Source organism: Tabrizicola thermarum (assembly GCF_003574395.1).
GTDB lineage: Bacteria > Pseudomonadota > Alphaproteobacteria > Rhodobacterales > Rhodobacteraceae > Tabrizicola > Tabrizicola thermarum.
In genome coordinates this window covers 111,303-131,936 of record NZ_QMJY01000079.1, presented here as the reverse complement: position 1 = coordinate 131,936, position 20,634 = coordinate 111,303, and the positions used below count along the sequence as shown (strand labels likewise).

Here is a 20,634-nt window from a genome sequence, read left to right as displayed (position 1 = left end):
CATGATGAGCGCGTTCCTTTGGTCTCGCCGTTTTGCGCCGGGGGCGCAAAGCGGCTCGGGCGGCCTCCGGCGGGGATATTTGGGGACAGATGAATGGGCGAAGGGGGTCATTGGCGCAGGCCGTGTTTGTCGAGCTCGGCCCAGGTTTCGGTGAGGTCGAAGACCTGGCCGGTGGTGCGGGCCCGGTCGAGGGCGATCGCACTGATGCCGGCTTCCATCGCGTCGAGGATGGAGACGGGGAGGCTGGCACTTTCCCCGCGCAGGTAGGCGGTGATGTCGCGGCACATCAGTTGGTCGGCGCCGTAATGCGCGCCTTTCATCGCGGTGCCTTGGGTGTAATCGTGTTGGGCCAAGGTGCGGCCGTCGCGGGCGGTGACCTTGAGGAAGCCGCGCACGAAGTCGCCTTCGGCCATGCCATGGGTGCCGATCACGCAGAAGCGGCGGTGTTCGTCGGGGACGTTCAGGTTGGTGTGGAAGGCGAGGCTGGCGCCGGTCTCGTATTCGAGGATCGCGGTCTGGTAGTCGATGATGTCGCCGTCGGAGGTGAAGGGATCGTCGGTGGATTCCCAGACGGATTTCTTGAGGTGGAAGATCTCGGCCTCGGCATTCGAGTGGGGGGCATTGGCGGGCACGAAGCTCTTGCGGCCGCCGAAGCTGGCGACGCGCCGGGGGCGCGAGGCGGTGACCATGTTGTAGATGTCGAGGTCGTGGCAGCATTTCTCCAGCATGAAGCCGCCGGCAAGATCGGTGCGCCGTCGCCAGTCGCGCATGAAGAAGGCGCCGTGGTAGGGGGCGATGTGTTCGTTGGCTTCCAGCGAGGTGATCTCGCCGAGCCAGCCTTGGGACATGGCATGGCGGAGGTCGACCATGTGCTGGGAATAGCGCAGGACGAGGCCGACCATCGCGCGGTCGGTGCCGCCGTGTTTGGCGAGGAGTCGGGCGAGTTCGAGGGTTTCCTCGATGCTGACCACCACGGGTTTTTCGGTGAAGACCTGCACCCCCGCCTCCAGCCCGAGACGGATCTGGTCGAGGTGGAAGACGTTCGGGGAAAAGACGCAGTAGAGGTCGGGGCGCGCGTCCGACAGCATTGCCTCCACCGAGGGGTAGCGGGGGGTGTCGGTGCCGATCATCTCAAGGTGGGTCGGCTGGGGGTCGTAGTAGCCCACGATCTCGGCTTCCGGCATTTCCTGTCTCAGCGTGGTCAAGACGTGACCGGCCCGCAGGCCGATGCCTGAGGTGACGATGCGCATATCGGTCTCCTTCTTCAGGCGGCGAGGGCGGGGGCCTGCCGCCGCCGCATCACGCGGCCTTGGGCGTCGAAAACATGGGCGTCGGCGGGGGTGAAGGTCAGGCCGACATCCTCGCCTTCGTGGACGGTGGTGTCGCCGGGGAGCGCCGCGCAGAGCTTCAGCCCGTCGGACATCTGGCCATAGGCGATGGCGGTGCCGCCGAGGCGTTCGAGGACGCGGAGGTGCATGGCGATGCCCTGGCCGAGGTGCAGGTTTTCCGGGCGGATGCCGACTTCGACCATGTCGCCGGGCCTGGCTGAGGCGGTGTCCACCGGAAGGGTCATCCGAGTGCCGCCGTGGAATTCGACCGTGAGGCCATCCGCCCCGGTGCCCGCAACGCGCGCGGGCAGGAGGTTCATGTTGGGCTGGCCGATGAAGGTGGCGACGAAGCGGGTGGCGGGGTGGTGGTAAAGCTCCATGGGCGTGCCGAACTGCTCGATCCGGCCCTTGTTCAACACGACGATGCGGTGGGCCATGGTCATCGCCTCGATCTGGTCGTGAGTGACGTAGACCATGGTGGCGTCGAGGTCGCGTTGCAGGGCGGAGAGTTCCACCCGCATCTCGCCGCGCAGGGCGGCGTCGAGGTTCGAGAGCGGTTCGTCGAAGAGAAAGACCTTGGGGTTGCGGACGATGCTGCGCCCGATGGCGACGCGCTGGCGCTGGCCGCCGGAAAGCTGGCCCGGCTTTAGGCCGAGTTTGTCCGTCAGTTGCAGGATTTCCGCAGCGCGGCCGACCTTCTGGCGGACCTCGGCCTCGGGCAGGCGGGCGACGCGCAGGGGGAAGGCGATGTTCTCGAAGACCGAAAGGTGGGGGTAAAGGGCGTAGGACTGGAACACCATGGCGATGCCGCGGTCCACGGGGGCGGCGGCGGAGACGTCGGTGCCGTCGATCACGATGCGGCCCGAGGTGGCGGCCTCGAGGCCCGCGATGATGCGCAGAAGCGTGGACTTGCCGCAGCCCGAGGGGCCGACGAAGACGACGAATTCCCGGTCGCGGATGGCAAGGTCGATGCCGGACAGCACCTGCGCGGCGCCGAAGCTCTTCGTGATGCCTTGAAGGTCAAGCGTGGCCATGCGGGCGGTCCTTTCCGAAGCGGGGAGGGGGCGCGTATCCCGCGCCCCCTTGCGGTCAGCGAACCTTTGCCAGCTCGACGCCGGCTTCGGTCACCAGTTCATCGACTGTGCCTTCGCCCAGCATGATGCCCTGGATCATGTTGGTGAAGACAGCCTGCAGCGCCTTGAAGTCCTCGACCATCGGCTCGGGGCCGCCGGTCGAGATTCCCGCGACGAATATCGGCCAGTTGCCCTTGGTGTAGTAGGGGTCGGCGATCCCCAGCTTTTCGTATTGCAGGATCGGCGTCAGGCCCCAGGACGAATCGAGGTCATACTGCGCCTCGCCGCTGGTCAGCGCCTTGGCAAGTTTGATGGCCAGTTCCTCGTTGCCCGTGCCCTTGAAGACGGCTAGCGAGTCGGTGATGAGGATCGTGCCATTGGTGCCCGAAGGCCCGTGCGGAACGGGGGCGACCAGCTGGTTCGGCACCTTTTCCTTGTGCTGGCCTTCGCCCCAGGGGCCGTTCACATACATCGCGATCTGGCCGTCGTTGAACAGGTCCTTCATCTGGTCGCGTTCCCATTCGGTGGGGCCGGACTGCATGTAGGGCAGAAGGTCGGCGTAAAGCTGCAGGGTCTCGCGGGTTTCCTTGCTGTCCAGCGCCGGGGTGCCGTCGTCGTTGAAGACCTTGCCGCCGTTCGAATAGAGGAAGTCGAGGAACATGTGCATCGTGTTGTCGAAGTCCTTGCCCGCGATGCCGATGCCTGCGGCGTCGGTGTTGTCGGTCACGGTCTTCGCCAGCGCGATCAGCTCGTCCCAGGTGGCGGGCGCCTTGCATTCGGCCCCGGCGGCCTCGACCACGGTGCAGTTGATGTACAGCGCCTTGGTCGAGAAGGCATGCGGGATGCCCCAGTACTGGCCGCCGTTGGTCACGGTCTTGAGAACGCCGGGCTGGTAGGCGGCCTCTTCCTCGGGGGTGAAGGTCACGGGAACGATCAGGTCGTTGTTGGCCAGCTGGCGCAGGGTGCGGCTGCCCATGTAGGCCACGTCCGGCGGGTCACCGGCGGCGGCAAGCTGCATCGACTTGTCCTGGCAGGTGCCCCATTCCACCGCTTCCATCTTGACGGTGACGCCGGGATTGTCGGCCTGGAACTTGTCGATGACCTTCTGGTCGGCCGGGCGCACTTCACCGCCGCACATGATGAAGTGCAGCTCTTGCGCCTGGGCCGACAGGGCGGTGCCGGCCATCAGCGCGGCAGCGACCGTCAGGGTCTTGAGGTGTGTCATGCGTAGTCTCCCTTGTTGGTGGTCTTGGTTGGTCATTCTTTCACCGCGCCCGCAGTCAGGCCCGCGACGAGGTATTTCTGCAGGAAGAGGAACACGAGCATCACCGGCAGGACGCCTGTGAGGGCTGCCGCCATCAGCTCGTTCCAGGTGGTGTCCTGATAGCCGACGAACTCGAACAGACCGGCGGGCAGCGGCTGGATTTCCCGCACGTTGTTGAAGGTGATGGCGAACAGGAACTGCTGGGCATAGGCGCCGATGAAGACGGCGGTGCCCACCACGATCAGGCCGGGGATCGCCAGCGGGATGACGACGCGGCGGAGGGTGTAGAGGCGGGATGCGCCATCGACGTAAGCCGCTTCTTCCAGTTCCTTCGGGATCTTTTCGAGGTAGGAGCGGAGAAGCCAGATGCCGGTGGGGATCAGGAAGGCCACGCCGGGGATGATCATCGCCCAGTAGGTGTTGAGCATGCCAAGCGTGCGCAGGACCCGGTAGAGCGGGATCAGGAGGACCGCGCCGGTGAACATGTTGACGGCGAGGAACCCGCCCAGCGACAGGGCCTTGAAGGGGAATTCCAGCCGGGCATAGGCATAGGCGGCGGGGATCACCACGATCATCGTGACCAGCGTCACCGAGGCCGCGATGAAGATCGAGTTGAAGATGTAGCGCCCCAGCAGCGGGACGGTGACCCACATGTCGCGGTAGGCTTGCAGGCTGAAATCCTCGGACCACCAGGTGAAGTCGGCGGTCATCAGGTGGCTCATGGGCCGCAAGGAGACGCGGATCATCTCGATGAAGGGCATCAGGATGAAAAGGAGGAAGACGAAGGTGGCGAAGTAGACGCCGATCTTCTGGAGAAGGGTGAGGCGGTCGATCATCATTTCGCTCCGTAATGCCGGTTCACGCGGTTCAGGAACCACAGGTAGAAGAGCGAGAAGGTGGCCAGCAGCACCACGATTACCACCGCCCGCGCCGCCCCTTCGCCGAAGCGTTGCGAGGAGATCGCGACCTTGTAGGTGTCGATGATCAGCGTCGTCGTCGCCCCGCGCGGGCCGCCTTCGGTGAGGATCCAGATGATCTCGAAGCTGTTGAAGGTCCAGATCGCGGAGAGGAGCGCCATGGAAACGATGACCGGCATGATCTGGGGAATGGTGATGCGGCGGAAACGATACCAGCGGCTGGCGCCGTCGACCCAGGCGGCCTCGTAGAGGTCCTTCGAGACGCCCTGCATGGCGGCGAGGAAGAACAGTGTGACCATCGGCGTGCCGACCCAGACGTCGGTGACGATGGCGGAGTAGAAGGCCGAGGTCTTGGTGGCCAGAAGGGCGACGCGGTCCTGCACCAGCCCGAATTCCTGCAACAGGCCCGAGATCAGCCCGAAATAGCCGTTGTACATCCACTTCCAGCCGATGACGCCGATGGCGACCGGGATCACCCAGGGCGGCATCACGAGGACGCGGAAGAGGGCCTTGCCCGGGATCGCGGCGTTCAGAAGGCTGGCCCCGATCAGGCCGACGATCAGCTTCAGGCTTACGGCCAGCACCATCCAGTAGAAGGTGCGCCCCACGGTCTGCCAGAACTTCGGGTCGGCGAAGAGCGCGGCATAGTTGGCAAGGCCGACGAAGTTTTCGCCGCCCAGGGTCGCGTCGGTGAAGGAGAGGCGGATCGTCTCGATCAGCGGCCAGACGACGATGACGAGGATGAAGGCCAGCGCCGGTGCGATGAGCGCCCAGGCGAAGGCGCGGTCCGAAAGCCCACGCCGCTGCATCCGGTCCGGCGCGGCGGTGTCGATGGCAAGCGTCATGTGGTTCCCCCTGTCCTTCCCTGGGCCACCCTGGCAGGGGCGGAGCGGGTCGAATCATGTCGTTGGGTCAACGATACCAAAAAAGTGACGTCATGCTACCATTATAATACCAATACTGCGAAAAAATCGGACCAAATGCCGATTTCTCTTGTTTTGGCGGGGCTTCCTGGGCCATCCTGCGGACGGGCACGGGACCTGGTCCCATGGAAAAAATACCAATTCGGGGGCTTCCGATGGAGGACGACCTGGCGCTGTATCGCCCCGAGGCCTGGTTCCGCGCCGCGCGGGGGCCGCGGTACGAACAGCTTTACCGCCACCTCTCGTCGGCCATCGCCACGGGGGAACTGCCGCCCGAGGCGCAGCTTCCCCCCGAACGCGACCTGGCGCTGATCGCGGACGTCAGCCGCGTGACGGTGCGGAAGGCGGTCAGCCAGCTGGTCGCGGACGGGGTGCTGGAACAGCGGCGGGGCGCGGGGACCTTCGTGAAACCGCCCAGCCCGAAGATCGAACAGTCGCTGTCCGCGCTCATGTCCTTCACCGACTACATGCGCCAGCGCGGCAAGACCTCCTCCAGCCGCATCCTGCGACGCGGGCTGTTCCTGCCGACGCCGGACGAGACGATGTCTCTGGGCCTGTCGGCGGGCGACCGGGTGGCGCGGGTCGAACGGTTGCGCTTTGCCGACGATACCCCCCTTGCGCTGGAATGGTCCTCCTTGCCCACGGATGTGCTGCCGGACCCCGAGGCGGTGGAGACGTCGCTTTATGACGTGCTGCGGGCCAGCGGGAAGGCGCCCACACGGGCGGTGCAGCGGATCACGGCGGTCAATCTGACGGCGGCGGATGCGAAGCTGCTGCTGCTGCCGGAAGGGGCGGCGGTGCTGCGGATCGACCGGACGGCCTATCTGCCCTCAGGTCGGCCCATCGAGTTCACCCGCGGGCTTTACCGGTCCGACATCTACGACTTCATCGCCGAATTGCGACTGGAGGCGCCATGAGCCTGACCTTCGCCTCCCGCATCGACGGGACCCGGATCCGCTGCCTGATCGGCACGGACCGCCCGCTGGCTGCGCCGACCCTGTGCTTTTCGCTGATGGCCGCGCCGAGGGTGATCTCTGGCGGGACGCTGGTGCGGCGCGTGGCGGGCTATGCCGAGGTGGCGCTCCCGGACCTGGTGCCGGGGGTGGAGCACGAGGTGGTGCTGGAACACGCCAACAAGGAGTTCGGGCCGCGCAACCGGGCCTGGCTGCCATTGGGCGCCTATCTGCGGGTGGGGAACGCGTGTCTGCCCCTGCCGCCGGGCAATGATCCGGGTTTGCGGGCGGCGGAAGGTCCTTTCGCGCCTCCGCTTCCCGCCGATCGCCTGCCGCTGGTGCCGCAGCCGACGGAGTGGAAGCCTTCCGGCGGGACGCTGGATTTCACGGCGCTCGCCCCTGTGGCCGGGATGGCGGGTGTGAGCGACCTTGCCGCGCGGCTTGGCCTGTCGCCCCTGGTCGCGCCGGGTGGCCTTGCGCTGGCCGTGACCGAGGATGCGGCGCTGGGGGCAGAGGGCTACCGGCTGACCGTTGCGCCCTCGGGCCTGACGGTGGCAATCGGCGGCCCGGCGGGCCTCCACTACGCCGGGATCACGCTTCTGACCCTGCGCGAGACCTGCGACGGCCAGCTTCCCTGCGGGACGATCACCGACAAGCCGCGTTTCGGCTGGCGCGGCCAACACCTTGATTGCGCGCGGCATTTCTTCGGGGTGGAGTTCATCCTGCGGCTTCTGGACCTGATGGCGCTGCTGAAGCTGAACCGCTTCCACTGGCATTTCGCCGATGACGAGGCCTTCCGGCTGGAGGTGGAGACCCAGCCGCTCCTCTGGCAGCGCACGGCCTTCCGGGGCGAGGGCGAACTGGTGCCGGGCGTCTTTGGCGGCGGCATAAGGGCGGGGGGCAGCTATTCGAAGGCCGACGTGGCGAAGGTGGTGGCCCGCGCCAGGGCGTTGCAGATCGAGGTCCTGCCCGAGATCGAGGTGCCTGCGCACAGCCACGCCATGATCAAGGCGGTGCCCGGCCTGCGCGACCCCGGCGATAACGGCGAAGAGGTCTCGGTGCAGGGTTACCTCGACAACATCGTCAACCCGGCGGTGCCTGCGACCTGGGACCTGCTGGTCCCCCTGGCGCGCGAGGTGGCAAGCCTTTTCCCGCTGGGCATCCTGCACCTGGGCGCGGATGAGGCACCGCATGGGGCCTGGGGCGGCTCGCCCGCCGTGGCGGCGCTGAAGGCGCGGGAGGGGCTTTCGACGTCGGACGACGTGCAGGGCTGGATGCTGGCAAGGCTGGCCGGAGAGCTGGGCGCCTCGGGCATCCGCGTCGCGGCCTGGGAAGAGGCGGCGAAAGGCTGTCAGGGCGGCATCGGCCATGGGGCGCTTTTGTTTTCCTGGACCGGACAGGGGCCCGGGATCGAGGCGGCGCGGCGCGGGCATGACGTGGTGATGTGCCCGGCGCAGCACGCCTATTTCGACCTGGCGCACAGCCCGGACCCGGATGACTGGGGGGCGGCCTGGGCCGGCTTCGTGCCGCTGGAAAAGACGGTGGCCTGGGACCCGGTGCCCACGGGGGCCGAGGACATCGCGCCCCGGATCGCCGGGGTCGAGGCCTGTTTCTGGGGCGAGTTCACGACCGAGGATGCCCAGGCCGAGGGCATGATCGCCCCCCGCATCCTGGGGATCGCGACCAGGGGCTGGGAGCCGGCGGGGACGACGGACGGTCCGATGCTGCGGGCGCTCGCCGGGGTCTACGCGCCGCTTTTCGACCGGATCGGCTGGCAGCGCCATCGCGGGGCGTGACCGCAGCCCGGTAGGGCCGCGTGAAATTCCGGTCACCGTCCGGGGCAGATCGCGGCGCAATTCCAGCCAACTGACTGAACAAACGCGCCAATCGACCGAAAATTGCAGGATCGGTGTTCATTTTGGGTTCATCGCGGCCTTGCTACGCTGGCCTCACCCATCATTCAGGGAGGGAAGCATGACGACGAGACATTTGACCGTTGCGGTAACGGTTCTTGCACTTGCGATGAGTTTCGGATCCACCGCCTTTGCTTGCTATGAGGGCTGCGATGATGATCCGCCGCCTCCGCCACCGCCGCCCGAAGAGACGACAAAGGGCAACAACGGCTGGGGCAACGGCATCGATGGGACAAACCCGGGCAGCTTCGCAGGCCCCGCGTCCCAGGTCGAAACCAAGACCAACCAGCGGGTATGGGACAAGTTCCAGGGGAAGTTCGAAGGCCGCTGACGCGGGTTTCCAGCAAGCGGATGGCGGTCCACAGGGGCCGCCATTTGCAGTCAGGTTCCGGGCAGGTGGCGCGCGGCTTCCTTGCGGGCAAAGGGTTTCAGCGTCTCGCCATGGGCGGCAAGAAAGCCGCGGACGGCCTTGGCGTCGTGCCTTGACAGGTCGCGCAGCCACCAGGCCACGGCCTTCTGGATGAACCAGTCGTGGTCCGCGGCCAGCGTCGCGCACCAGCCCAGAACCCGGGCGCGGATCGCAAGGTCCTGTTCCTTCGGGAAGTTCTGCTTGGTCCAGGGCAGCGTCATCACCAGCGCCGCGCGCCGGGCCCACATGTGCGGGCTCTTAACCCAGGTCTCGACCGTGTCCAGCCGCGAGGGGTCGGCCACCAGCCGCTTCTGTCCTGCGATGCTGGCATGGTCGGCCAGCGCCCAGCCGTCGAAGTCGGGAACCCAGGACACGATCAGCGCCCAGGCGGCCGCATCGGGCCGGATGCGGGCCTGGGTCAGCAGCCTGGCTGCCGCAACCCGCGCCTCATGGACGTTCGTCCGCCACAGGTCGGCAGCCAGCGCGACGCGGTCGTCCAGCGACAGCTCGGCCCGCCAGCGGTCGGTCAGCTCTGCGATCTGCGGGACCGGCACGCCCAGGTAGGGGCGGTCCACCTTGTGATAGGCGGCCATCTCGGCGGCTTTCGCCGGGTCGGCCAGCGCCTCGAGCTCTGCAAGCGGGGTCATCGGGCCCTCCCTTCCGGCCCTTCCTGCCAGCACCTCGCCGGAAGGGCAAGTCAGCGGCGGATGAGGAACCGGACCGAGGCGACGGGGATCCCGGCGCGGCTGACCACGGCATCGTTCACGATGCTGCCGTCGGGGCGGGCGTAGAGAATGTCCTGAAATCCCAGGCGGTTGACGCCGGAAGGTGATCTGAAATCGGCGGTGTAGGTCAGCCGGATCCGGCCGTTTTCCTCCACCACCGTGGCCTCGCCCACCGTGTCCTCGCGCTTGCCGGTCCAGCGGCCGGGGCCGGTTTCGCGGAAGACCCAGGTCAGGCGGTCCTTCTGACCATCGTCGTACAGAAAATCCTCGACCACGGTCAGGGTCCGCGCGCCTTCGCGTCCTTTGACGGTGCCGTTCAGCCGGGCGGTGAAGCGCCGCTCGTCGCCTGTCAGCCAGACCCGGAAATGGCCGCGCCCCGTGGTGCGTCCCTGAAATGCAGAGACCAGAGTGATCGGCGGGCCGGGATCGGACGGCGGGGCCGGGGTGGCAGCACAGGCCGCAAGGGGAAGGGTTGCAAGGCCGAGAAGTAGGGTTCTGCGCTGCATGGCTCGCTCCGTTTTTATGGATACGAGGCTCGCGCGCCGGTGGATCAGGAGAGCGGAGTTTTCGAAAACTCCGCAGCGGAGCCTTCGAAGGCTCCGGCGCGATTTCTTCGAATAGATCGTACGCTTACTCCACCGTCACCGATTTCGCCAGGTTACGCGGCTGGTCCACGTCCGTGCCCTTTGCGATGGCCGTGTGATAGGCCAGAAGCTGCGCCGGAACCGCATAGAGGATCGGCGCCCAGAGCGGATCGACCGCAGGCAGCGTCAGGGTCTTCCAGGTGCCCTGACCGGCGGCCTCGACCCCCGCCGCATCGGACAGGAGAAGCACCTTGCCGCTGCGCGCCATCACCTCTTGCATGTTGGACACGGTCTTGTCGAAAAGCGCATCCTTCGGGGCCAGCACGATGACCGGGACGGTGGCGTCGATCAGCGCGATGGGGCCATGCTTCAGTTCACCCGATGCATAACCTTCGGCGTGGATGTAGCTGATTTCCTTCAGTTTCAGCGCACCCTCCAGCGCCAGCGGGAACATCGGGCCGCGTCCCAGGAACAGGATGTCCTGCGCCGTGCCCAGTTCCTCGGCCAGCTTGGCAATGGGGTCCGACAGTCCCAGTGCGGCGTTCATCAGCCCGGGCACCAGACGCAGGCTTTCCAGCCGCTGGCCCAGGCTGGCCGCGTCGATCCGGCCCCGGTCCTGCGCCGCCTTCAGGGCCATCAGCGCCAGCACCGTCAGCTGGCAGGTGAAGGCCTTGGTCGAGGCGACGCCGACCTCGACCCCCGCGAGGATCGGCAGGGCAAGGTCGCTTTCGCGGGCGATCGAGGAGGTGGGGACGTTGATGACGGAAACGACGCGCGCCACCTTGTCCTTCACATGGCGCAGCGCGGCCAGCGTGTCGGCGGTTTCACCCGACTGGCTGACGAAGATCGCCATGGACGACGGCGACAGCACCGGGTCGCGGTAGCGGAATTCGGATGCGATGTCGATGTCGGCCGGGAGGCCCGCGATCTGCTCGAACCAGTATTTGGCGACGTGACAGGCATAGGAGGCGGTGCCGCAGGCGACCAGCGTCACCCGGTCGATGCCTTTGAAATCAAGGGCTTCGGGCAGTTGCAGCGTCCCTTGCGCCGAGGTGTAGTGCTTCAGCGCATCGGCGATGACCACCGGCTGCTCGGCGATCTCCTTGGCCATGAAGTGCTTGTAGCCGGCCTTTTCGATGCGCGTGGCATCCAGCTGGATCCGCGTCTCGGCCCGGTTGGCGCGGCGGTTCTCTGCGTCGAAGATCTCGGCCCCCGCGCGGGTGATGACGGCCCAGTCGCCTTCCTCCAGATAGGTAATCCGGTCGGTCATCGGGGCCAGCGCGATGGCGTCCGAGCCCACGAACATCTCGCCCTCGCCCCAGCCGATGGCCAGCGGAGAGCCCTTGCGGGCGGCGATCATCAGGTCGTCATGGCCGTCGAACAGGAAGCAGAGCGCGAAGGCCCCGTGCAGGCGGGCCAGCGTGTCCTTCGCGGCCTCGACCGGCGCGGCGCCGCGGTCCATCGCGCGCTTGACCAGAAGGACGATGGTTTCGGTGTCGGTCTCGGATTCCTGCACATAGCCGTCTGCGGCGAGTTCTGCGCGCAGGTCGCGGAAGTTCTCGATGATGCCGTTGTGGACGACCGCCACCCCGCCTGCGCGGTGCGGATGCGCGTTGGTGACGGTCGCCGCGCCATGGGTGGCCCAGCGGGTGTGGCCGATGCCGGCCTTTCCGGCCAAGGGGTTATGGACCAGAAGGTCGGACAGGTTGACCAGCTTGCCCACCGCCCGGCGGCGGTCCAGCTTGCCAGCGTTCACGGTGGCGATCCCGGCACTGTCATAGCCCCGGTATTCAAGCCGTTTCAGCGCCTCGACCAGAAGCGGGGCCGCTTCGTGATTGCCCAGCACCCCTACAATACCGCACATTTCTAATGTCCCTTTGCCTTCGCAGCCTTTATGGATTTCAACTTTTCGAACATCCTGGTCGCAAGACCGGGTTTGATGACCTGACGCGCGCGACCGATGGCAACGGCTTCGGCGGGCACGTTCTCGGTGATGACCGACCCCGAGGCCGTCAGCGCCCCGTCGCCCACCGTGACCGGGGCCACCAGCATCGTGTCCGACCCGATGAAGGCCCGCTTGCCGATCACGGTGCGGTGCTTCATCACGCCATCGTAGTTGCAGGTCACGGTGCCCGCGCCGATGTTGGTGTGTTCGCCGATGTCCGCGTCGCCGATATAGGTCAGATGGCCGACCTTCACGCCTTCGTCGAGGATGGCGTTCTTGATTTCGACGAAGTTGCCGACATGCACATCCTCGGCCAGTTCGGCGCCGGGGCGGAGACGGGCGAAGGGGCCGACGGTGGCGCCGCGGCTGATGTGGCAGCCTTCCAGATGGCAGAAGCCCTTGATCTCGGCCCCGGATTCCACGGTCACGCCGGGGCCGAAAAGGACGTTCGGGCCGATGATCGCGTCGCGGCCGATATGGGTGTCGAGCGCGAAGAACACGGTTTCGGGCGCGGTCAGGGTGACGCCGTTGTCCAGCGCCTCGGCCCGGGCGCGGGCCTGGAAGGCGGCCTCGGCCTCGGCCAGTTGTTGCCTTGTGTTGACGCCCAGGGTTTCGGCCTCGTCGCACAGGACGACCCCCGCGGACAGGCCGCGCTTGCGGGCCAGTTCGACGATGTCGGTCAGGTAGTATTCGCCCGCCGCGTTGTCGTTCTTCACCTCGGCGATGAGGGAGAAGAGGGTTTTCGCTTCGGCGCAGACGACGCCGGAGTTGCAGAGGGTGATGGCGCGTTCCGCCTCGGTCGCGTCCTTGTATTCGCGGATGGCGAGGAGTTCGTCGCCCCGGGTCAGCAGGCGGCCGTAGCGGCCGGGGTCCCGCGCGTGGAAGCCGAGGATGACGACCGCGTGGCGCACCCGGGCGTCGAGCATGGCGCGCAGGGTCTCCTCGCGGATGAGCGGGGTATCGGCGTAGAGGACGATCGCCTCGCCCGGCGCGTCGGCAAGCAGGGGGGCGGCCTGGGCCACGGCATGGGCGGTGCCGAGCTGGGGGTCCTGGATGACGGTTTCGACGGCTTCCGAATAGCCGGTGGCCGAGGCCGCGACAGCCTCGGCCCCGTGGCCGGTCACGACCACGATGCGGGAAGGGTCCAGCCGGTGGGCCGTGGCCAGCGCGTGATGAAGGAGGGGGGCGGCGGCGACCTGGTGCAGGACCTTGGGCAGGTCGGAATTCATCCGGGTGCCTTGTCCGGCGGCCAAAACGATGACTGAAACCTGCATTCTTGCCCTTCCAATGTGCCGGCGCCCGTTTTACCCCCGTGGCGAAGGGTGGCAAGGGGCCGCGCTTCACGACAGGTTACAGGACTGCCAAACATGCGCTGTGTAGTGTTCGATCTGGACGGAACTTTGGCGGACACCTCGCTGGATCTGCTGGCGGCGGCGAATGCGGCGTTGCCCCGGGCGGTGCTGGGGCCGCAGGATGCCCTGACGGCGTTCCATGGCGGGCGGGCGATGCTGCGGCTGGGGTTCACCCGGCTGGGGATGGACTGGTCCGAGGCGGATGTGGATGCGGGCTATCCGGTGCTGCTGGAGGCCTACCGGCAGGGGATCGCCACGCATACCCGGCTGTATCCCGGCGCGATGGAGGCGGTGGAGGCGCTGAAGGCGGGGGGCTTCGCGGTGTCGGTCTGTACCAACAAGCCGGAGGGCTTGGCAGAGCTTCTGCTGGCCGAGCTTGGGGTGCGGGGGGCCTTTGGGGCTCTGGTCGGGGCGGATACCTTTCCGGTCCGGAAGCCCGATCCCGTCCCCTACCGGGCGGCGGTGGAGCGGGCCGGAGGGGTCGTGGGGCGGTCGATGCTGGTGGGGGATACCGAGACGGATGCGAAGACCGGGGTGGCGGCGGGGGTGCCGGTGGCCCTTGTCACCTTCGGGCCGGAGGGGGCGGGCGTTTCCCGGTTCCGGCCGGCGGCGCTGCTGGACCGGTTCGAGGACCTGCCGGGGCTGGCGGGGCGGCTGCTGACGTGACCGCGCCGCGCGCGGCGCCTGTTACCGTGCACGGAAAATCAATGGCTTGTCTGCGGGCGTTCAGGTCTGGTTAACCTTTTCGGGCGGTGGGTCGGCCTGCGCCGAAGGGGCGCAGAACGACCCACCCTACGCGAGATGGTCCGGGGGCTGACAGGACGGTTCCGGGTGCAGAGGCTGTCGGATTGAGCGCCTGACGGCGCAAGCCCTTGTCTCGCCTCTGGCCTTTGGCCAACCGGCTCGGGCCGTGCCTCCGGCGGGGATATTCGGCAAGGGGAAAGGGCGGCGAAGAGAGGGATGTCGACCCGCGCCCCTTTGACAGTCGCTGCGCCGACCCATAGGGTCGCGGCCATGACCGAGGCCTCCGACATCCCTGCCGATCCGGCGCCGGAGGCGCCTCGGGCGGTCAGCCGCCATGCGGTGACCTTCGTGCTGATCACGGTCTTTCTGGACATGGTGGGTTTCGGGCTGATCATGCCGGTCCTGCCGAAGCTGATCGAGGATGTGGGCCATGTCGATATCGCCCGTGCGGCGGTGATCGGCGGCTGGATGTTCGCGGCGTTTTCGCTGGCCCAGTTCGTCTTCGCGCCGCTGATGGGCAACCTGTCAGACCGCTTCGGGCGCCGCCCGCTTCTGCTGCTTGCGATCTTCGGGCTGGGCATGGATTTCATCCTGATGGCGCTGGCGCCCTCGCTGGAATGGCTGTTCGCAGGACGGATCATCGCCGGGGTCTGCGGCGCAAGCTGGATCATCGCCAGCGCCTATATCGCCGATGTCACCGCGCCCGACGACCGCGCCAAGGCTTACGGCTACATGGGCGCGGCCTTTGGCGTGGGCTTCGTGATCGGCCCCGCGATCGGCGGGCTTCTGGGAGAGCTGGGGCCGCGCGTGCCGTTCTGGGTGGCGGCGGGCATTTCCCTGCTGAATTTCGTCTACGGCTGGTTCGTGCTGCCGGAATCGCTGGCCCCCGCGAACCGACGCCCGTTCGAGCTGTGGCGGGCCAATCCCTTCGGTGCCTTCCGGGTCTTTGCGACCTACAGGGGCGTCCTGCCGATGGTGCTGGTCATGGGCCTGTTCTTCTTTGCCACCAGCGTCTATCCGGCGATCTGGGCCTTCTGGGGGATCGCCAAGTTCGGCTGGTCCGAGGCGATGGTGGGGGCGACATTGGCGGTCTTCGGGCTGATCGCCGGGGGGTTCCAGGGGCTGCTGACCGGCCCCGCGACCAAGCGGTTCGGCGAGTGGACCGTGGCGCTGTTCGGGCTGGTCTGTGCCACGCTGGTGGTGCTGGGCTATGGCTTTGTAGGCTCGCTGGGCGCGGTGATCGCGCTGATGATCCTGCACGGGCCGGAAGGCTTTGTGCATCCGTTGATGACGTCGCTGCTGACCCGGCGTGTGCCCGAGGATGCGCAGGGCGAGTTGCAGGGCGGGATTTCGGCCGTCACCAATGTGGCGATGCTGTTCGGCACCGTTTTCTTTGCCTTCGTCTTCGGGCATTTCTGGGCGGAGGGCCGCGCCTGGCGGTCAACCGATGTCGCTTTCTGGCTGGCGGCGGGCTTTCTTGCGCTGACCACCGTGCTGTTCCTGATCCTCAAGAGGTCTGAAAAGGCATGACCGAACGTTTCACCGGAAGTTTCACCCAGCAGGAGCCGATCCCCGAGGCCGGGATCGAGGCCGCGCTGGCGGTCCTGCGGCACGGGCGGTTGCACCGTTACAACACGGCACCGGGGGAAGTGGCGGAAACCGCGCTGCTGGAGGAGGAGTTCGCGGCCTATCTGGGGGCGAAATACTGCCTTGCGCTCGCCTCGGGCGGGGCGGCGATGGCCTGCGCCCTGCGGGCGTTGCAGGTAAGGCCGGGAGAGCCGGTGCTGTCCAATGCCTTCACGCTGGCCCCGGTGCCGGGGGCGATCGCGTCGATCGGGGCGGTGCCGGTCCTTGTCGAGGTGACGGAGGATCTGACCATCGATCTGGCGCATCTGGAGGCGATGGCCGGGGCCACGGGGTCGAAGGTGCTGCTTTTGAGCCACATGCGGGGCCATGTCTGCGACATGGACGCGCTGACGGCGTTGTGTGATCGGCTGGGCGTCCGGGTGATCGAGGATTGCGCGCATACGATGGGGGCGAAGTGGAAGGGCGTGCCCTCGGGGCGGCACGGGGCGATCGGCTGCTATTCGACGCAGACCTACAAGCACATGAACAGTGGCGAGGGCGGGTTTCTGGTGACCGATGACGCCGAGCTTGCCGCGCGGGCGGTGCTGTTGTCGGGGTCCTACATGCTCTATGCCCGGCACCGCGCGGCGCCCCCGCCGGAGGTGTTCGAGCCGCTGAAGCTGGAGGTGCCCAACGTGTCGTCCCGGATGGACAACCTGCGCGCGGCGATCCTGCGGCCGCAGATCGGGATGCTGGAGGACCGCCGGGCGCGGTGGCGGGCGCTCTATCAGGGGCTGGAGGCGGGGCTTGCGGGCGCGCCGGGGGTGAAACTGATCCCCAGGCCGCAGCATGAGGACTACATGGGATCGAGCTTTCAGTTCCTGCTGCCGGGCTGGGAGCCCGAGCGGGTGGCGGCTTTCGTCGCGGGGGCGGCGGCGCGGGGGGTGGAGCTGAAGTGGTTCGGGGCGGCGGAACCGGCGGGCTTCACCAGCCGCTATGCGCACTGGCAGTATGCCAACCCTGCGCCCCTGCCGCAGACCGACCGGGTGCTGGCGGGGCTGATCGACATGCGCCTGCCGCTGACGTTCACGGTCGAGGACGTGGCCCGGATCGCGCGCATCCTGACCGAAGAGGCGGCCGCAGCCGCAAGGGCCGAGGCGCTAGGGTCGGTGGCGGCTCCCGTCGCGGACTGATGGGCTGTTTCGTCCGGCCCGGCCAGCCAGACCGCTGGTGCGCGGCCTGCCGCTTTCACCCCGTGACCCGCTGATCCTTGCTCTTTTTCCAAATACTCCTGGGGTTTGGGGGCAGCGCCCCCATCGCCCGAGGAGGAGGCGAAGCCCGACGACGAGACGAAAGGCTTGCGCGCCAGCGCTCCTTCTGAAGGCAGCCCCTCACTGCGGGTAGGGCGAGGTGCCGCCGAGGCTGTCGTTGGTGTGCTGGATCAGCGCGGCGCAGAGGCAGCTCTCGTCGGTGCAGGCGTCGCGGCGGGCGATGAAATCCTCGTCGCGCGGTGGGTCCGTCTTGTCCACCTCCTGGCCGGTGGCATTCTCGACCGCATGGACCCAGGCGAGGTCGTCGAGCCGCCCCATGCGCCAGATCACCGCCTGCGGATCCTCTGCCGCATCGCACATCAGCACATGGGCGGGGTTGGTCGGGTTTTCGCAGCCGATGTCCGACAGGACCATGCCGTAGTGCGGTTCCAGATCGGCGATGCGGGCCTCGACCGCGCCGATGTCGATCCGGCAGGTCTGGGCCGAGGCGGTGCCGGCGGCAAGGGCAAGGATCAGGGCAAGACGCATGGTTCGGGTCCTTTCTGTTCGGCGCCAGGAAAGGCCGGTTCGCGGCGGGGGTCAAGGTAAGGTGAACCCGCCTGACCCTGCCGCGACGAAAGCTCTGGGCGGACTGATTTTCCGCCCCTTCGCACCCCGGATTCTCGCCCGCCTTCGGTTGACCCCGGCAAGGGTGCAGAGTAAACGGGCGGGGAGACAGGCGGGCGACGCAGCGCGTCCGTCCTGCGCGCGCCGCCAGCTAGCCAAGGAGCCCCTCGTGGACCTCATCCTCCGAGAGTATCTGCCTATCCTCATCCTTCTGGCGGTCGCCGTCGGTCTGGGCCTTGTCCTGATCCTGGCTGCCGCCGTCCTGGCCGTGCGCAACCCGGACCCCGAAAAGGTCAGCGCCTACGAATGCGGCTTCAACGCCTTTGACGATGCACGGATGAAGTTCGACGTGCGGTTCTACCTGGTGTCGATCCTGTTCATCATCTTCGACCTGGAAGTGGCGTTCCTCTTTCCCTGGGCCGTGGCATTTGGCGACATCAGCATGGCGGCATTCTGGTCTATGATGCTGTTCCTGGGCGTCCTGACCGTCGGGTTTGCCTATGAATGGAAGAAAGGGGCCCTGGAATGGGAGTGATGGCAGGAGCCAACACGGCCGGAGGCGACCACGAGGTCGCCGTTCAGGCGTTGAATCGCGAGCTTCAGGACAAGGGCTTCATCCTGACGTCCACCGAGGACATCATCAACTGGGCGCGGATCGGCAGCTTGCACTGGATGACCTTCGGTCTGGCCTGCTGCGCGGTCGAGATGATGCATACCTCGATGCCGCGCTATGACCTCGAACGCTTCGGCACCGCGCCGCGCGCCTCGCCGCGGCAGTCGGACCTGATGATCGTGGCGGGCACGCTGACCAACAAGATGGCGCCGGCGCTGCGCAAGGTCTATGACCAGATGCCGGAACCGCGCTATGTGATCAGCATGGGCTCCTGCGCCAACGGGGGCGGCTATTATCACTACAGCTATTCGGTGGTGCGCGGCTGTGACCGGATCGTCCCGGTCGATATCTATGTTCCCGGCTGCCCGCCCACGGCCGAGGCGCTGCTCTACGGCATCCTGCAGTTGCAGCGGAAGATCCGCCGCACCGGCACCCTGGTGAGGTAAGCCCCATGTCCGAAGCCCTGACCGAACTTGCCGGCTATATCGAGCTGAAGCAGCCCGAGGCTGTCGTCTCGACCACCATCGCCTTCGGCGAATTGACCGTGGTGGCGAATCTGGCGAACCTCGAGGCGCTGGTGGAATTCCTGCGCGACGATGCCTCCTGCCGGTTCTCCACTCTGGTGGACATCACGGCGGTCGATCACCCCGAGCGCGCGCAGCGGTTCGACATGGTCTATCACTTCCTGTCGATGTACCGGAACCAGCGCATCCGCGTGAAGGTCGCCGTGCGCGAGGAGGAGATGGTGCCGTCGATCACCGACCTGCACCCCAGCGCCAACTGGTTCGAGCGGGAAGTGTTCGACATGTTCGGCATCCTGTTCTCGGGCCACCCGGACCTGCGGCGCATCCTGACCGACTACGGCTTCCGGGGCTATCCGCTGCGCAAGGACTTTCCGACCACGGGTTACACCGAGGTGCGCTATGACGAGGCGCTGAAGCGCGTCGTCTACGAGCCGGTGAAGCTGGTGCAGGAATACCGGCAGTTCGATTTCATGAGCCCTTGGGAAGGGGCGGACTATATCCTTCCGGGCGATCAGAAGGCCGCAAAATGATGGACGGCGACATCCGCGTGAACACCTACGACGACGGCTCGAAGGATTTCGAGACCGGCGAGCAGCGCATCCGCAACTTCAACATCAACTTCGGCCCGCAACACCCGGCGGCGCATGGCGTCTTGCGGCTGGTCTTGGAGCTGGACGGCGAGATCGTCGAACGCTGCGATCCGCATATCGGTCTCTTGCATCGCGGCACCGAGAAGCTGATGGAAAGCCGCACCTACCTGCAGAACCTGCCCTATTTCGACCGGCTGGACTATGTGGCGCCGATGAACCAGGAACATGCCTGGTGTCTGGCGATCGAGCGGCTGACCGGCACGGTGGTGCCGCGCCGCGCCAGCCTGATCCGGGTGCTGTTCTGCGAGATCGGGCGGGTGCTGAACCACCTTCTGAACGTGACCACGCAGGCGATGGACGTGGGCGCGCTGACCCCGCCGCTCTGGGGCTTCGAGGAACGCGAGAAGCTGATGGTCTTCTACGAACGCGCCTGCGGGGCACGGCTGCATGCGGCCTATTTCCGCCCCGGCGGGGTGCATCAGGACCTGACGCCGCAGCTGATCGACGACATCGACGCCTGGGCCGAGGCTTTCCCCAAGGTGCTGGACGATATCGACGGGCTTCTGACCGAGAACCGCATCTTCAAGCAGCGCAATGCCGATATCGGCGTGGTGACCGAGGCGGATGCGCTGGCCTGGGGCTATTCCGGCGTGATGGTGCGCGGGTCGGGTCTGGCCTGGGACCTGCGCCGTGCCCAGCCCTATGAGTGCTACGACGAGTTCGACTTCAAGATCCCGGTTGGCAAGAACGGCGACTGCTATGACCGCTATCTCTGCCGCATGGCCGAGATGCGGGAATCGACCAGCATCATCCGGCAGGCCTGCGCCAAGCTGCGGGTGGAGAAGGGCGACGTGCTGGCGCGCGGCAAGATCGCTCCGCCGAAACGGGCCGAGATGAAGACCTCGATGGAGGCGCTGATCCACCACTTCAAGCTGTACACCGAAGGGTTCCATGTGCCTGCGGGCGAGGTCTATGCCGCGGTCGAGGCGCCCAAGGGCGAGTTCGGGGTCTATCTGGTGGCCGACGGGACCAACCGGCCCTATCGGGCCAAGATTCGCGCGCCGGGCTATCTGCATCTTCAGTCGATGGACTGGATCTGCAAGGGCCACCAGTTGGCCGACGTCAGCGCCATCATCGGCACGATGGATGTCGTGTTCGGGGAGATCGACCGCTGATGCCGGACGTCACGATCAATCTGTGGACCCTGATCCTGGGCGCGGCCGCGGGCCTGGCCGGGGTCGTTGGGTCCCGCTATGGCCACAAGCTGGTCATGGGCGCCGTCTCGGGCGCCGTGGCTGCCGTGGTCCTGACTTTCGCCAGAGGATATTTCTGAG

The 20,634-nt window shown here is 66.9% G+C and carries 21 protein-coding genes; 11 read left to right on the top strand and 10 right to left on the bottom strand.

Translation table 11 applies throughout. From position 1 onward, the window contains the following. Positions 1 to 107: 107 nt before the first annotated feature. Genes D5084_RS13490 through D5084_RS13470 form a run of 5 tightly spaced genes read right to left on the bottom strand, consistent with a single transcriptional unit; the run spans position 108 to position 5,427 of the window. On the bottom strand, positions 108 to 1,250 hold the full coding sequence (locus tag D5084_RS13490; RefSeq protein ID WP_128516014.1) for a Gfo/Idh/MocA family protein: 1,143 nt from the start codon (positions 1,248 to 1,250) through the stop codon (positions 108 to 110). Between the two features lie 14 nt (positions 1,251 to 1,264). After that, the gene (locus D5084_RS13485; protein ID WP_128516013.1) at positions 1,265 to 2,362 is read right to left on the bottom strand and encodes an ABC transporter ATP-binding protein; all 1,098 of its coding nucleotides are present in this window, start codon (positions 2,360 to 2,362) and stop codon (positions 1,265 to 1,267) included. 55 nt (positions 2,363 to 2,417) lie between these two features. Continuing rightward, entirely contained in the window at positions 2,418 to 3,626 is a 1,209-nt protein-coding gene (locus D5084_RS13480) for an ABC transporter substrate-binding protein (protein ID WP_128516012.1), read from the bottom strand. A 32-nt stretch (positions 3,627 to 3,658) separates the two neighbouring features. Beyond that, positions 3,659 to 4,501 (bottom strand): carbohydrate ABC transporter permease, encoded by an 843-nt coding sequence (locus tag D5084_RS13475; protein WP_128516011.1) that lies wholly within the window; start codon positions 4,499 to 4,501, stop codon positions 3,659 to 3,661. Then, complete coding sequence (locus tag D5084_RS13470) at positions 4,501 to 5,427, bottom strand: carbohydrate ABC transporter permease (RefSeq protein ID WP_202910067.1); 927 nt, start codon at positions 5,425 to 5,427, stop codon at positions 4,501 to 4,503. Before D5084_RS13470 ends, D5084_RS13475 begins: the two co-directional genes overlap by 1 nt. 233 nt (positions 5,428 to 5,660) lie before the next feature. Between D5084_RS13470 and D5084_RS13465 the strand changes: the two genes are divergently transcribed. The 3 genes from D5084_RS13465 to D5084_RS13455 all read left to right on the top strand — a co-directional run bounded on the left by D5084_RS13465 (position 5,661) and on the right by D5084_RS13455 (position 8,702). Beyond that, positions 5,661 to 6,422 (top strand): GntR family transcriptional regulator, encoded by a 762-nt coding sequence (locus D5084_RS13465; protein ID WP_128516010.1) that lies wholly within the window; start codon positions 5,661 to 5,663, stop codon positions 6,420 to 6,422. Continuing rightward, entirely contained in the window at positions 6,419 to 8,254 is a 1,836-nt protein-coding gene (locus D5084_RS13460) for a beta-N-acetylhexosaminidase (RefSeq protein WP_238382648.1), read from the top strand. The genes D5084_RS13465 and D5084_RS13460 overlap by 4 nt, the downstream gene beginning before the upstream one ends. 178 nt (positions 8,255 to 8,432) lie before the next feature. Next, positions 8,433 to 8,702 carry a hypothetical protein gene (locus D5084_RS13455; RefSeq protein ID WP_128516009.1) on the top strand — a complete coding sequence of 90 codons (270 nt, stop codon included), beginning with the start codon at positions 8,433 to 8,435 and terminating at the stop codon, positions 8,700 to 8,702. Positions 8,703 to 8,752: 50 nt separating this feature from the next. On the opposite strand, the gene D5084_RS13450 is transcribed toward D5084_RS13455, so the two are convergent. The 4 genes from D5084_RS13450 to glmU form a co-directional block, all read right to left on the bottom strand. Continuing rightward, complete coding sequence (locus tag D5084_RS13450) at positions 8,753 to 9,427, bottom strand: DNA alkylation repair protein (RefSeq protein ID WP_128516008.1); 675 nt, start codon at positions 9,425 to 9,427, stop codon at positions 8,753 to 8,755. 50 nt (positions 9,428 to 9,477) lie between these two features. Next, on the bottom strand, positions 9,478 to 10,011 hold the full coding sequence (locus D5084_RS13445) for a DUF3833 family protein (protein WP_128516007.1): 534 nt from the start codon (positions 10,009 to 10,011) through the stop codon (positions 9,478 to 9,480). Positions 10,012 to 10,135: 124 nt separating this feature from the next. Next, positions 10,136 to 11,953, bottom strand: coding sequence for a glutamine--fructose-6-phosphate transaminase (isomerizing) (gene glmS / locus D5084_RS13440; RefSeq protein WP_128516006.1), 1,818 nt, complete (start codon positions 11,951 to 11,953; stop codon positions 10,136 to 10,138). Positions 11,954 to 11,955: 2 nt separating this feature from the next. Next, the gene (glmU, locus tag D5084_RS13435) at positions 11,956 to 13,308 is read right to left on the bottom strand and encodes a bifunctional UDP-N-acetylglucosamine diphosphorylase/glucosamine-1-phosphate N-acetyltransferase GlmU (RefSeq protein ID WP_128516005.1); all 1,353 of its coding nucleotides are present in this window, start codon (positions 13,306 to 13,308) and stop codon (positions 11,956 to 11,958) included. Positions 13,309 to 13,401: 93 nt separating this feature from the next. Between glmU and D5084_RS13430 the strand changes: the two genes are divergently transcribed. The 3 genes from D5084_RS13430 (at position 13,402) to D5084_RS13420 (ending at position 16,889) form a co-directional block, all read left to right on the top strand. Next, positions 13,402 to 14,052 (top strand): HAD family hydrolase, encoded by a 651-nt coding sequence (locus D5084_RS13430; protein WP_128516004.1) that lies wholly within the window; start codon positions 13,402 to 13,404, stop codon positions 14,050 to 14,052. Between the two features lie 348 nt (positions 14,053 to 14,400). Continuing rightward, entirely contained in the window at positions 14,401 to 15,660 is a 1,260-nt protein-coding gene (locus D5084_RS13425) for a TCR/Tet family MFS transporter (RefSeq protein WP_128516003.1), read from the top strand. Further along, the gene (locus D5084_RS13420; protein WP_128516002.1) at positions 15,657 to 16,889 is read left to right on the top strand and encodes a DegT/DnrJ/EryC1/StrS family aminotransferase; all 1,233 of its coding nucleotides are present in this window, start codon (positions 15,657 to 15,659) and stop codon (positions 16,887 to 16,889) included. Before D5084_RS13425 ends, D5084_RS13420 begins: the two co-directional genes overlap by 4 nt. Before the next feature lie 198 nt (positions 16,890 to 17,087). On the opposite strand, the gene D5084_RS13415 is transcribed toward D5084_RS13420, so the two are convergent. Next, a complete protein-coding gene (locus D5084_RS13415) occupies positions 17,088 to 17,495 on the bottom strand; it encodes a hypothetical protein (protein WP_128516001.1) in 408 nt (135 codons plus the stop codon). Between the two features lie 247 nt (positions 17,496 to 17,742). On the opposite strand from D5084_RS13415, the gene D5084_RS13410 reads away from it, so the two are divergent. The 5 genes from D5084_RS13410 to D5084_RS18390 are packed head-to-tail and all read left to right on the top strand — an operon-like array spanning position 17,743 to position 20,633. Next, positions 17,743 to 18,108 (top strand): NADH-quinone oxidoreductase subunit A, encoded by a 366-nt coding sequence (locus tag D5084_RS13410; protein WP_128516000.1) that lies wholly within the window; start codon positions 17,743 to 17,745, stop codon positions 18,106 to 18,108. Continuing rightward, positions 18,099 to 18,632, top strand: a complete 534-nt coding sequence (locus D5084_RS13405) for a NuoB/complex I 20 kDa subunit family protein (RefSeq protein WP_187644560.1) — start codon at positions 18,099 to 18,101, stop codon at positions 18,630 to 18,632. Before D5084_RS13410 ends, D5084_RS13405 begins: the two co-directional genes overlap by 10 nt. Positions 18,633 to 18,637: 5 nt before the next feature. Further along, positions 18,638 to 19,240 (top strand): NADH-quinone oxidoreductase subunit C, encoded by a 603-nt coding sequence (locus D5084_RS13400; protein WP_128515998.1) that lies wholly within the window; start codon positions 18,638 to 18,640, stop codon positions 19,238 to 19,240. Beyond that, on the top strand, positions 19,237 to 20,475 hold the full coding sequence (locus D5084_RS13395) for an NADH-quinone oxidoreductase subunit D (protein WP_128515997.1): 1,239 nt from the start codon (positions 19,237 to 19,239) through the stop codon (positions 20,473 to 20,475). The genes D5084_RS13400 and D5084_RS13395 overlap by 4 nt, the downstream gene beginning before the upstream one ends. Beyond that, positions 20,475 to 20,633: a hypothetical protein gene (locus D5084_RS18390; protein WP_155523138.1), complete on the top strand. Its 159-nt coding sequence runs from the start codon at positions 20,475 to 20,477 to the stop codon at positions 20,631 to 20,633. Before D5084_RS13395 ends, D5084_RS18390 begins: the two co-directional genes overlap by 1 nt. Position 20,634: the final 1 nt, after the last annotated feature.